Source organism: Nocardia pseudobrasiliensis NBRC 108224 (assembly GCF_001613105.1).
GTDB lineage: Bacteria > Actinomycetota > Actinomycetes > Mycobacteriales > Mycobacteriaceae > Nocardia > Nocardia pseudobrasiliensis.
Map to the genome: position 1 here is coordinate 23,929 of NZ_BDBS01000039.1, position 12,657 is coordinate 36,585.

Annotated in this window: 12 protein-coding genes and 2 tRNA genes; 8 read left to right on the forward strand and 6 right to left on the reverse strand. The window is 64.8% G+C overall.

Going from position 1 to position 12,657, the window contains the following annotated elements; translation table 11 throughout:
- The first annotated feature begins 39 nt into the window (after positions 1-39).
- The 7 genes from gyrA (at position 40) to NP4_RS28210 (ending at position 6,553) form a co-directional block, all read left to right on the forward strand.
- The gene (gyrA, locus tag NP4_RS28185) at positions 40-2,553 is read left to right on the forward strand and encodes a DNA gyrase subunit A (protein WP_068004292.1); all 2,514 of its coding nucleotides are present in this window, start codon (positions 40-42) and stop codon (positions 2,551-2,553) included.
- Positions 2,554-2,598: 45 nt separating this feature from the next.
- Entirely contained in the window at positions 2,599-3,591 is a 993-nt protein-coding gene (locus NP4_RS28190; RefSeq protein ID WP_068004547.1) for a DUF3566 domain-containing protein, read from the forward strand.
- 127 nt (positions 3,592-3,718) lie between these two features.
- Positions 3,719-3,792, forward strand: a tRNA-Ile gene (locus NP4_RS28195).
- A 30-nt stretch (positions 3,793-3,822) separates the two neighbouring features.
- The gene (locus NP4_RS42175) at positions 3,823-3,930 is read left to right on the forward strand and encodes a DLW-39 family protein (RefSeq protein ID WP_211335967.1); all 108 of its coding nucleotides are present in this window, start codon (positions 3,823-3,825) and stop codon (positions 3,928-3,930) included.
- 15 nt (positions 3,931-3,945) lie between these two features.
- Positions 3,946-4,021 (forward strand) — tRNA-Ala (locus NP4_RS28200).
- 310 nt (positions 4,022-4,331) lie between these two features.
- Positions 4,332-5,408: an alpha/beta hydrolase gene (locus tag NP4_RS28205; protein ID WP_068004550.1), complete on the forward strand. Its 1,077-nt coding sequence runs from the start codon at positions 4,332-4,334 to the stop codon at positions 5,406-5,408.
- 65 nt (positions 5,409-5,473) lie between these two features.
- Positions 5,474-6,553 (forward strand): alpha/beta hydrolase, encoded by a 1,080-nt coding sequence (locus NP4_RS28210; RefSeq protein ID WP_373863877.1) that lies wholly within the window; start codon positions 5,474-5,476, stop codon positions 6,551-6,553.
- Between the two features lie 863 nt (positions 6,554-7,416).
- Here the strand turns inward: NP4_RS28210 and NP4_RS28215 are convergent.
- Together NP4_RS28215 and NP4_RS28220 are read right to left on the reverse strand one after the other, a co-directional pair.
- Entirely contained in the window at positions 7,417-7,659 is a 243-nt protein-coding gene (locus NP4_RS28215; RefSeq protein ID WP_068004301.1) for a hypothetical protein, read from the reverse strand.
- Positions 7,660-7,994: 335 nt separating this feature from the next.
- The gene (locus tag NP4_RS28220) at positions 7,995-8,414 is read right to left on the reverse strand and encodes a hemophore-related protein (RefSeq protein WP_082876294.1); all 420 of its coding nucleotides are present in this window, start codon (positions 8,412-8,414) and stop codon (positions 7,995-7,997) included.
- A 302-nt stretch (positions 8,415-8,716) separates the two neighbouring features.
- Between NP4_RS28220 and NP4_RS28225 the strand changes: the two genes are divergently transcribed.
- Positions 8,717-9,715: a cytochrome P450 family protein gene (locus NP4_RS28225; protein ID WP_147288084.1), complete on the forward strand. Its 999-nt coding sequence runs from the start codon at positions 8,717-8,719 to the stop codon at positions 9,713-9,715.
- Positions 9,716-9,740: 25 nt separating this feature from the next.
- On the opposite strand, the gene NP4_RS28230 is transcribed toward NP4_RS28225, so the two are convergent.
- From NP4_RS28230 to NP4_RS28245, 4 genes are read right to left on the reverse strand one after another with little or no spacing between them, the layout of a single operon-like run.
- On the reverse strand, positions 9,741-10,574 hold the full coding sequence (locus NP4_RS28230; protein ID WP_068004315.1) for an NAD(P)H-binding protein: 834 nt from the start codon (positions 10,572-10,574) through the stop codon (positions 9,741-9,743).
- 60 nt (positions 10,575-10,634) lie between these two features.
- A complete protein-coding gene (locus tag NP4_RS28235; RefSeq protein WP_068004319.1) occupies positions 10,635-11,438 on the reverse strand; it encodes an alpha/beta fold hydrolase in 804 nt (267 codons plus the stop codon).
- 11 nt (positions 11,439-11,449) lie between these two features.
- Positions 11,450-11,713 (reverse strand): 4-oxalocrotonate tautomerase DmpI, encoded by a 264-nt coding sequence (gene dmpI, locus NP4_RS28240; protein ID WP_255285560.1) that lies wholly within the window; start codon positions 11,711-11,713, stop codon positions 11,450-11,452.
- A 33-nt stretch (positions 11,714-11,746) separates the two neighbouring features.
- Complete coding sequence (locus NP4_RS28245) at positions 11,747-12,655, reverse strand: LysR family transcriptional regulator (RefSeq protein ID WP_211335968.1); 909 nt, start codon at positions 12,653-12,655, stop codon at positions 11,747-11,749.
- Positions 12,656-12,657 lie beyond the last annotated feature (2 nt).

Here is a 12,657-nt window from a genome sequence, read left to right on the forward strand (position 1 = left end):
CGTCACAGGCCCGCAAAGACTTCCAACGGAGACGATTCCATGACCGAGACCACCCTGCCGCCGAACGGCGGCGGCGACCGTATCGAGCCGGTCGACATCCAGCACGAGATGCAGAACAGCTACATCGATTACGCGATGAGCGTGATCGTGGGCCGCGCGCTGCCCGAGGTGCGTGACGGCCTCAAGCCCGTGCACCGCCGGATCCTGTACGCGATGTACGACAACGGATATCGGCCCGACCGCGGTTATGTGAAGTCGGCCCGGCCGGTCGCCGAGACCATGGGTAACTACCACCCGCACGGTGACAGCGCGATCTACGACACCCTGGTCCGCATGGCGCAGCCCTGGTCGCTGCGCTATCCGCTGATCGATCCGCAGGGCAACTTCGGATCCCGCGGCAACGACGGCCCGGCCGCCATGCGCTACACCGAATGCCGGCTCACGCCGCTGGCCATGGAGATGCTGCGTGAAATCGACGAGGAGACAGTCGATTTCACTCCGAACTACGACGGCCGCTCGATGGAGCCGGTGGTTCTCCCCAGCCGTGTTCCCCAGCTGTTGATCAACGGTTCCGGCGGTATCGCCGTCGGTATGGCCACCAATATCCCGCCGCACAATCTGCGGGAGGTGGCCGAGGCGATCTTCTGGGCCCTGGACAATCACGAGGCCGACGAGGAGACCACGCTCGAGGCCTGCATCGAGCGGATCAAGGGTCCCGACTTCCCGACCAGCGGACTGATCGTCGGCAGCTCGGGCATCCAGGACGCCTACCGGACCGGTCGCGGCGCCATCCGCATGCGCGGCGTGGTGGAGATCGAAGAGGACAACCGTGGTCGCACCACGATCGTCATCACCGAACTGCCGTACCAGGTCAACACCGACAACTTCGTCAACTCGATCGCCGAGCAGGTGAAGGACGGCAAGATCGCGGGTATCTCGGATATCCACGACGAGTCCTCCGACCGCGCCGGTCTGCGCATCGTCGTCACCATCAAGCGCGACGCGATCGCCAAGGTCGTGCTGAACAATCTGTACAAGCACACCCAGCTGCAGACCAGCTTCGGCGCCAACATGCTGTCCATCGTCGACGGCGTACCGCGCACGCTGCGGCTGGACCAGATGATCCGGCTCTACGTCACCCACCAGTTGGACGTCATCATCCGGCGGACCCGCTACCGGTTGCGCAAGGCCGAGGAACGCGCCCACATCCTGCGCGGTCTGGTCAAGGCGCTGGACGCGCTCGACGAGGTCATCGCCCTGATCCGGCGCTCGGCCGATACCGAGACCGCGCGCACGGGCCTGATGCAGCTGCTCGACATCGATGAGATCCAGGCGACCGCGATCCTGGATATGCAGCTGCGCCGCCTGTCCGCCCTGGAACGGCAGAAGATCGTCGACGAATTGGCGAAGATCGAGCTCGAGATCGCCGATTACAAGGACATTCTCGACAAACCCGAGCGGCAGCGGGCAATCGTCCGTGACGAATTGGCCGAGATCGTGGACAAGCACGGCGACGACCGGCGCACCAAGATCATCGCGGCGGACGGCGACGTCAACGACGAGGACCTCATCGCCCGCGAGGACGTGGTCGTCACCATCACCGAGACCGGCTATGCCAAGCGCACCAAGACCGACCTGTACCGCAGCCAGAAGCGCGGCGGCAAGGGCGTGCAGGGTGCGGGTCTCAAGCAGGACGATCTGGTCCGGCACTTCTTCATCACCTCGACCCACGACTGGTTGCTGTTCTTCACCAACCTCGGCCGGGTGTACCGGGCCAAGGCCTACGAGCTGCCCGAGGCCAGCCGCACCGCGCGCGGTCAGCATGTGGCGAATCTGCTGGCCTTCCAGCCGGACGAGAAGATCGCCCAGGTCATCCAGATCAAGTCCTATGAAGACGCCCCCTATCTGGTGCTCGCGACCCGCAACGGCCTGGTGAAGAAGTCCAAGCTGACCGATTTCGACTCCAACCGTTCCGGCGGCATCGTCGCGGTGAATCTGCGTGACGGTGACGAATTGGTCGGCGCCGCACTGTGTTCGGCCGACGACGATCTGCTGTTGGTCTCGGCGCACGGTCAGTCGATCCGCTTCGCCGCCAACGACGAGGTGCTGCGCCCGATGGGCCGCGCCACCTCCGGTGTGCAGGGCATGCGGTTCAACACCGACGACGAACTGCTGTCGTTGAACGTGGTCCGGGAGAACACCTATCTGCTGGTGGCCACCTCCGGCGGTTACTCCAAGCGCACGGCCATCGAGGAATACACCGCGCAGGGCCGCGGGGGTAAAGGCGTATTGACTATCCAGTACGACGAAAAGCGTGGCAGTCTGGTAGGCGCGCTCATCGTCGACGACGAGGATGAGCTCTACGCCATCACCTCCGGCGGAGGTGTCATCCGGACGGCGGCGAATCAGGTGCGCAAGGCGGGCCGGCAGACCAAGGGCGTGCGATTGATGAACCTCGGCGAGGGCGATACGTTGCTTGCGATCGCGCGGAACGCCGATGAGCCCGATCAGGTTTCCGGCGAAGACGACACCAGCGGTTCCGAGAAGCAGTAATTTCTCCACAGGCAGCGGCGGCACGACGGATTGAAGGATCCCCAATTGACCACTCCGAACCAGCCGAATGACGAGCGGCACCACGCCAACGGTGTGACCGAGCGGATCGCGCCGTCCCCGATTCCGCCGCGGCCGATTCCGCGGCCCGGGGCGTCGGGTGAGAACGGGCAGGGCAAAGCGCCCGAAATGTCCGATAAGCCAGGCGATTCCAAGGGGCAGGAGGGTGCGGTCGAGGCGCCGGACGCCGCCGAGGATGGCGCCTCCCGGTTCGAGGAGGGTTGGTCGCAGCTGCCGCAGCGCGAACCGCAGTCCAACCTGAATCGCCCCGGGCAGGCGCCGGTCGCCGGGCGGCCGCCGGTCAATCCGATCGGTCTCAACAACAATGCCGGGGGTGGGCTGCAGAGCGGTGTGAGCAATGCCCGCACCACCGCCGACCTGGCGGCGAAGGCGGCGCGCAAGGAGGCCGCGATGGTGAAGTCCGTCGGCATCGACGGACCCACCCGCAGCATCGCGCGGCCGGAGCTGGTGAAGGATATGCCGGATCTGTCGGAGCTGCGGCATCCGCTGCCGCCGTCGGCGGAAGTACCCGGCGGCCATCATCACCCCGGTCCGCAGGCCGTTCCGATCTCCCCGGCGGTTCCGGTGGCGGTGGCCCAGGCCGTCACCACCGGCGAGCCGCTGCGGGCGACCGTACAGGTGCGCCACATCGATCCGTGGTCCACGCTGAAGGTGTCGCTGGTGATCAGCGTCGCCATGTTCTTCGTGTGGATGCTGGCGGTCGGCTTCCTCTACATCGTGCTCTCGGGCATGGGTGTGTGGGACCGGCTCAACAGCACCTTCAGCGATATGGTCTCCGACAACGGCGGCTCGTCCTCGGCCGCCCTGATCGACGCCGGCCAGGTCTTCGGCTACGCGGCTGTGATCGGCATCATCAACGTGGTCTTGCTCACCGCGCTGTCCACGGTCGGCGTCTTCATCTACAACCAGTGCACAGATCTGGTCGGCGGCATCCAGGTGACCCTGGCCGACCCCGACTAGTTCGCACGGTCCCGAGCACCGACGGCCGGTCCCAGCCCGCAGGGCCAGGACCGGCCGTTTTGGTTATCGGGGGCGCGATACGGTAATCTCGTGCCTCGGTTCGGGTAACACTTTCGGACCACGATGAGGGCCTATAGCTCAGGCGGTTAGAGCGCTTCGCTGATAACGAAGAGGTCGGAGGTTCAAGTCCTCCTAGGCCCACTCCCCGTCGATCACAGTAGGGTGGGATTCATGAAAATTCTCCTCACGCTCGGTGTTGTGGTCGCGGCCGTCTTCGCGATCAGCAAGCTCCGTCAGCGCAACGAGGCCGATCTGTGGCACGAGGTAACCACCCGCTGATCGGTTCACCACCCAGGGGCCATAGCTCAATTGGCAGAGCACTGCCTTTGCAAGGCAGGGGTTAGGGGTTCGATTCCCCTTGGCTCCACCATCGTTTCCCATTCCGCCGCAGCGATTTTCGTTCCAGCCCGCTGAGTGGCCCGTAGGGGGCTGATCTCGGCCGGGTGTACAACAATCTCACCGACCGACCCGATCGTCGGCCTGTCTTCGTCTCCGGCCGTCGTATCGTGCGCCAATGCCGTTCCGGCCCATGCGGATGCGTCCGGAGATCGGTTGTCCCACTCGGCGTCCGCATCGGTTCGGCCGAATTGTCGCTATCGGGATTCGCTTTCGTGGGAAGGGATTCGGGAAATGCGTGTCGCTGCGTGGGCGGTCAATTGTCATGTTGGAAGCTGGTGCGCATGAATTGGACAGAAAGGGAAACACTAGCGTCTCGTTGTACGCGTACCGTGGCCAATGTCGCGGTGGCCGGGTTGTTTGCCGGTGTTCTGACGGCGCTCGGCGGGTCGACCGCGGTGGCGGATTCCGAAGGGCATCCCGAAAATCTCGCCGCCCGTAGCGTGTCCGCGGATGGTTCGAAGATCACCGATGTGGAACGCATGGACGACCGCAATGTTCGGTTGCAGGTCTACTCGGCCGCAATGGACAACACGTTCCCGGTGGAAGTGCAGCGTCCGGCCGATATGTCGCAGTCGGCGCCGACGCTGTATCTGCTCAGCGGCGTGGACGGCGGCACGAATGCGGCGTCGTGGCAGGACCAAACCGATGTCCGCCAGTTCCTGGCCGACAAGAACGTCAATCTGATCATGCCGATCGGTGGCCGGTTCAGTTATTACACCGATTGGGACAAGGACGATCCGGTTCTGGGCCGCAACAAGTGGAAGACCTACCTCACCGAGGAATTGCCGCCGCTGATCGACGCCGCGTTGAATGCCAACGGCGTCAACGCGATCGCCGGTATCTCCACCTCGGGGACCTCGGTGCTGGCCCTGCCGATAGCCAAGCCGGGCCTGTTCAAGGCCGCGGCCGCGTACAGCGGGTGCGCGCAGGTGAGCGACAAGGTCGGGGCGACCTTCGTCAAGGGCATCATCAACGCGTTCGGGGGCGGGAACGTCGAGAACATGTGGGGCCCATTGGGATCGCCGGAATGGAAGGCCAACGATCCTTATGAGCAGGCGGACAAACTGCGCGGGGTCGATCTCTACATCTCCTCCGGCAACGGTATGCCCGGAAAATACGATGTGCTCAATGGTCCGCGCTCGCTGCCGGGTGTCGACGGCTTGGCGAATCAGCTCATCATCGGCGGACTGATCGAGGCGGCCACCAACAACTGCGCGCACAATATGCAGAAAAGGCTTGCCGACCTGGATATTCCGGCCACCTTCAACTACACCTCGGGCACGCATTCGTGGGGTTACTGGCAGGACGAGATCAAGCGTTCCTGGCCGGTGCTCGCACACGGTCTGGGACTGGCCTGAATCTGATTTATCCGCAGGCCGTGTCGGTACGTACCGGTCTGCAATTGTGGTGCTAAAAGGTGGGCATGACAATGACCCCGAGGGCCACTGTGTCCACCTCCGGTCGTCTCCGTGCCACGGCCAATATCGCGCTGTCCGGACTATTTCTGGGAGCGCTGGCCGTGGCCGGGGCGACGAATGTTTCCGCCGCGCCGAGCGATTCGGCACAGAACGTACGTACCGACGTCACCGCACCGGACGGTTCGCGTATCATCGGCGTCGAATCCATTGATGGTCGCAATGTGCGGCTGCAGGTGCATTCGGCCGCCATGGACCGCACCTTCCCCGTGGAAGTTCAACTGCCCGCGGACAATTCCGCGCCGCGCCCCAGTCTGTATCTGCTCGCCGGCGCCGACGGCGGTATGAGCATCGCCTCCTGGCAGGCCCAGACCGATGTCCGCGACTTCATGGCCGACAAGAACGTCAACCTGATCCTGCCGATCGGTGGCCAGTTCAGTTACTACACCGACTGGCAGAAAGACGATCCGGTTCTCGGCCGCAACAAGTGGAAGACCTACTTCACCGAGGAACTGCCGCCGCTGATGGACGCGGCGCTGAACACCAACGGCCGCAATGCCATCGCGGGCATCTCCACCTCCGGAACCTCGGTGCTGTCCCTGCCGATCGCGAAACCCGGCCTGTATCAGGCAGTCGCGGCCTACAGCGGTTGCGCGCAGACCAGCGATCCCATCGGCGCGAATTTCGTGAACGCGGTCGTCGAGGGCTACGGGCACGGCACCATCACGAATATGTGGGGTCCGGCCGGATCCGAGGACTGGGTCGCCAACGATCCCTATGTGCAGGCGGAGCAGCTGCGCGGTATCGAACTGTATGTGTCCTCGGGCAATGGAATGCCCGGCAAATACGAGGTTCTCGACGGCCCGCACGTGCCGGGCGGGGTGCGCGGCCTGTCGGGCCAGATCATCGCGGGCGGGCTGATCGAGGCGGCCACCAATTACTGCACCCACAATCTGCAGGACAAGCTCGCCTCGCTGAATATCCCGGCCACCTTCGACTACACCTCGGGCACGCACTCCTGGGGCTACTGGCAGGACGATCTGAAGCGTTCCTGGCCGGTGCTGGCGCGCGGGCTCGGCATGTCCTGACCCTCCGGACAAAACAAAGCGGGTCGGTCGCCCTCCGGATGGCGACCGACCCGCTTTTTCAGGTAAATCGTCTAGATCACGGCGACAATGAGGCCGGCCATAATGCTCAAGAAGGTACCCACGGCGGCGACAGCGACTCCAGCGATGCTTCCAACGATGGGCAAAATCATAGCGGATCAGTCCTTTTCGGGTAGATCTGACGGATGGTTTCTTACCTCATGCCGGGCGCTGTACCAGCGCCCGGCATGCCTGACGTTCTGGGGTCAGAGAACGGCGACGACCAGGCCCAGCAACACGCCCACGAACGCGACCAGGGCGGTGACGGCGACACCGAGCAGACTTCCAACGCCGGGCAGAAGCATGGGGGGATCTCCTTCTATTGGTTGATCGATTGTGGTCGAGCAGAATGTGGTGAAACCGGGCAATTCCGTTGACGCACCCGACTAGTCACAACAGAGCACGTGGTGTTGTTTCGAAAAGGAGGTCTGGAATCGCGGAGATGGGTTCGTCAGAGAACGGCGACGACCAGGCCGAGCAGCACGCCGACAAAAGCCACCAGAGCGGCCACAGCGACGCCGAGCAGACTACCTACACCGGGGAGCAGCATGTGTTTCCTTCTTCCTGTGGTATTCGATCGGATTCGTTACGAGCGGAACAGCTCAGAGGACGGCGACGACCAGGCCCAGCAGCACGCCGACAAATGCGACGAGAGCGGTAACGGCGACACCGAGCAGGCTACCTACACCGGGGAGCAGCATGGATAAATTCCCTTCTGTCTATTTCGTCTGATGTGTGTGTTTTTGCCTCACCACGCAATTCGGGTCGGATGCCGTAAAGCATCCGACCCGAATTCCGTCGTTGTATCAGAGGATCGCGACGATGCCGCCGAGCAGCACGCCGACGAACGCCACCAGGGCAACGACGGCAAGACCGAGAAGACTTCCAACGCCGGGCAGAAGCATGATTCTTCCTTCCTCGTCAGTTGAATGTGCACCGAGCAGTGAGACTGCCGTGCCAATCTCGGCTTCACGAACGTAAATGAATTCCAGCTGGATTCGTTCGTGTGGCGTGGTCGAACCAACTAGCCAGTAATGCGGGTCGAACACCCCTCCTGCAGATGTTCGACCCGCACTCCGTCGTGGATGCTCAGAGGATCGCGACGACGCTGCCGAGCAGCAAACCGACGAATGCCACCAGAGCGGCGACGGCAACACCGAGAAGACTTCCAACGCCGGGCAGAAGCATGATTCTTCCTCCTGATTGTCAGACCTGTGGTGTTCGACTAGCGACAGTGATCATGCCAACTAAGGCGATGTTCTCGTTGAACTGTCGCGGCGTGTCGGAAAACTGACCGCGACGGGGGCAGCATACCTCCGGAAAACATCGGAACCGAGCGGTCTTCCAGTGGTAGAGCCAGCCGTCCGATCGGTGGGACAAAGATTCAACGATCCTGCATGGCGGAGCCGGGCTTCGGGTACTCGTGGCACATCGCGGCGGCCCCGCGCAGTGCCGGACCGAGCTCCGGCTTGGCGGCATCCACATCGGGCATCAGCCCATCCATGAGCTTCTTTTGTCCCTCCAACTGCTGAAATGCCTTCAGGCGCAGATCCGCCGGCTGGGTGAGGGCCATTTGCAACATGGACTTGTACACCGGAGCTGCGTCGAGACGTTTGGCCGACTCCGGCGCGACATCGTGCAGCGCGGCATCGATCTGGCTGAAAGAGCAGGTCGACGTCAGCAGCGGCTGGGTGTCGTCGATCAGATCGGCGGTCGCGATTCCCGTGCCGAACAGTGCGGCACCCGTGGTGAATGCTCCGATCGCGAACGCGGTTATGGCAGCCCGGGCATGGGTCATCCTCATGAATTCACCCTTCGTGTAGTAGGCGGAACGAATGTCAGAGTCTGGGACCGCTCAGATGTATACCAGGGAGTGCATTGTCACTGTAGTGGTTATCGAATGGCAAATGTAATCGGGTACTGCATTCCACAATCACCGGTTATCCTGCGAGGGCAGGCTCTACAGGATGGATGACAGTGATTTCGCAGGTGATCGGTACCGATGCGGGTTCTCGGCGAGATGAACATTCGGCGTGGCGAACCGCGCCACGCCGAGTGGAATTGCCCGGAGGGCATCGGGCGTGGGTAGTGGCGGGTTATTCCGAAGTGTCCGAATTACTGGCGGATTCGCGGTTGAGTCTCGACAAGCGACGCAGCGGCGGCGGGTATGCCGGATTCGCATTACCGCCGATGCTCGATCGGAATCTGGCGAACATGGACGGTGCGGAACATTCTCGCGTGCGAAGTCTCGCGGCCCCGGCCTTCTCCCGGCGATCGACAGAGGCGTTACGTGAGTTGGTGGTGCGGACCACCGGCGCTGTCCTCGACGAGTTGGCGACCGACAGCTCCGGTCCGGTCGATCTGGTCGAGCGACTATGTGTTCCGGTGCCCGCCATGGTGTTCGGTGATCTGCTGGGCCTGTCCGCCGAATTGCGCGAGCCGATGCGAGATGCCGCGAATGTCATGTTCACGGCCGACATGTCCGATCCGGACGATGTTGTCCGGCTGCGCGCGGTGGTCGGTTGGATGACCACCGCCTTCACCGAGGCGGTCGCGGCCAAGCGTCGGACGCCCGGTGACGATCTGCTCAGCGGTTGGGTACGCGCCCGGGACGAGGACGATGCGCTGACCGAGGAGGAACTGGTCTCCCTGGCGTTCCTGATGATGTCGGCGGGCTTGGAAAACGCGGTGCTGCTGCCCGCGAATCTGATCGCCGCGCTGCTCACCGACGCGCGAGGACAGTGGCCAGGAGAGCGAAAGATGCTGTTGGAGCGGGCGAATCCGCTACCCTTCGCGATCCGCCGCTTCGCCACCACCGAACTCACCGTCGGTGGCGCGACCATCGCCCCCGGCGAAACCGTCCTGCTGTCCCTCTTCGCCGCGGATTCCGATCCGGCCCGCGGCGATCGGCCCAGCCTGATGTTCGGCCGCGGACCGCACTACTGCCTGGGCGCACGCGTCGCCGATCTGATCGTCGACGCGATCGTCACCGAACTGCTCGCCCGGCACCCGAATGCGCGGTTGGCGGTCGAACCCGCTGAACTGCGCTATCGGGTGTCGTGGCGATCGCACGGATTGAGTTCGCTGCCGGTACTTCTCGATTGAGTTCGCTGCCTGTTCTTCCCGGCCGTCAGGCCGGGATCGACCACGCGCCGGAGGCGGCCGTGGTGCGCGCGTACTCGGCGAAATCGCGTGGCTTGCGGCCGAGTGCGCGCTCGACGCCGTCGGCCGGTTGTGCGTTGCGGCCGTCGAGCACCGTGCTGAACAGATAGTCCAGCAATCCCACCTCATCGGCGGAGAGGCCGTATGCGGTGAGGCCCTCGACGAATTCGGCCCGGCCGAGCGGGATGTAGGCGATCGGGCGGCCGAGTGCGCGGGAGATCTCGTCGACCGCCTCGGCGAAGGTCAGCGCGCGCGGGCCGGTGAGTTCGTAGATCTGTCCGTCGTGCCGGTCCTCGAGCAGCGCGGCCGTGGCGACATCGGCGATATCGTCCACATCCACGAACGGCTCGGGGATCTCACCGGCGGGCAGGGCGACCTCGCCGGCGTGGATGTAGTCGAGGAACGCGCCCTCGCTGAAGTTCTGCGCGAACCAGCTGCAGCGCACCACGGTCCAGCGCAGAGCCGAATTCCGCACGATGCGTTCGCATTCGAGGGCCTCCGGCTCGCCGCGGCCGGACAGCAGGACGATCTGTTCGACGCCGTGGCCACGCGCGGCGGCGACCAGCGCGTTGATCGCATCCGGCGCGCCGGGTACGGCCAGGTCGGGTTGATAGGCCAGGTAGACGGCGCGCACGCCGGTCAGCACGGCATCCCAGGTGCCGCGATCGGTCCAGTCGAAAGGTGTTTGCGCGGAGCGCGATCCGAGGCGGACGGGTACCTCGTGATCGCGCAGCCGGGCGGCGACGCGGCTGCCGGTCTTACCGGTGGCGCCGAGGACGAGGATGGTGTTCGAAGTTGTCATGTACTCAGTACAGTCGCGAAAGCCTGGACCCGACATGGCCCAGGCGCGCGCGAACATACGTCAGAGTCCACGGTATCGATCGAGGTGATCGCCGACCGCTTGCACGAATCCCGGACCGTCCTCGACGGGCAGCGCGTGCCCGGCCTCGAACTCCAGATATTCGGCCGCGGCGATTGCCGCGGCGACCGCGCGCTGTTCCTCGAGTTCGATGATGCGATCGCGGGCGCTCCCCAGAACCAGTGTCGGAGCGGTGATCCGGGGCAGCTGGTCGCGAATGTCGGCCGTGCGGTCGGCGGTGAGCTGTACCGCGTGCCGCGGGTCGAGCATGGCGGTGAAACCCGCGATCGTCTCGTCGAGTTCGGCCACCGACCAGCGATCGGCGATATGCGGGGCGAACGCGGTCTGGACCAGCAGTCGCGCCAGCAGCGCCCGATCGGTCCGCAGCAGGTCGTCCCACAGGTCGAACAGCGCCCGCCCGCGCGGTCCGGTGGCCGGCCATGGTGCGTGCAGGACAAGGGAATTCACCCGTCGCGGGACACGGGCGGCGACGGCGGCCGCGGTGACGGCGCCCAGCGAATGGCCGACCAGGCCGAATCGCTCGGCTCCGGCGTGGTCGGCGGCTGCCAGGACCTGGGCGGCGAGATCATCGATCGTCACCACCTCGGGATGCCTGGTCGCACCCGATCCGGCGAGTTCGGGGGCGATGACGGTGTAGCGGTCGGCCAGCGCGTCGATCAGCTCCGCCCAGTTGCCCCGGGCATCGGAGAAGGTGCCGTGCACGAGGACGACCGCGGGTCCGGCGCCGGTGACCAGATAGTCGACCGAACTTGCCCCGCGGCTGAGCACGGTGGGTGCGAAAGGCATCGGGATATCTCCTATTTGTCCGCGGTCAGCTGTCCGGCCGTGCCCCAGCTGTCGGTGGGGACCTCCTGGATCCACACCTGCACGGTCTCGGCCGGGATCTGATAGGCGTCGACGAAGGCATCGGTGATCCGGCGGACCAGATCGCGCTTGAGTTCGACGGTGCGCGGACCCTGCTGCACGGTGACGACGGGCATGGCTGTTCTCCTTCGAATTTGGTGTGGGACAGGCTGTTTTGCGCCTGTCCACAGTTCACACCGATCGAGGGCGGCGACCAATGGCCGATTCGGTCGCGCAGCGATAAGGGATGCTTATCGTGGCAGCAGCGACAGCAGCAGCGTCAGGCTCGGCGAGGCCGCGTCCGGCCGCGCGGCCAGGGCGATCGGCAGGGCGAGACCGTCGCCCGTGAAGGGGCGAAAGGCCACGCGGGGGTTGTGCACCTGCGCGGCATTGGCGGCGTACACCACGGTCCACATCGGCGAGCCGCTGCCGATCGCGGCGAGGGTGTCCTGCAGCGTGGTGGAGGTGGTGGCGGGTATCGGCTCGAAACCCGCACGCTGACAGGCATTCAGCACCAGATCGACCAGGGCGGGGTGATTGCGCCGTTCGGTCAGCCGCAGCGGCACGGTGGCCAGTTCGGCCGGGTGGATCGAATCCTGGGCGGCCAGTGGATGTTTGGCGGGCAGCGCCACCACCAGCGGATCCTGCCAGGCCGCAACGAATTCCAGGTCAGGGCTGTCGGTGGGGGAGGGGGAGCGGACGAAGGCGGCGTCCAGACGGCCGTCGGCGACCCGGGCCAATCGTTCGCGCACCGGTAATGCCACGAGTTCGACCTGGACCCCGGGCAGTCGATCGGCGAAGGCGTCGAGCACGGCGTCGAGCCGCTCGCCCAGACCGGTGATCGTGCCCAGGCGGAATATCGGCGCGGCCGTTCCGGCGAGATCGGATACGGCCGCGCGGGCGCGTTCGGCGGCTGCCAGCGCCTCGCGCGCGGCGGGCAGGAAGCGCAGACCCGCCTCGGTCAGTCGCACCCGGCGCGGTGAACGATCCAGCAGCGACACATTCAGCTCGCGTTCCAACCGGCGCACCTGCTGACTGACCGCGGGCTGGGCGATATGCAGTCGCTGCGCCGCGCGCCCGAAATGCAATTCCTCGGCGACCGTCACGAAATAGCGCAGCTGACGCAGTTCCACGGCCGACTCCTGTCCACGATCGATCACCT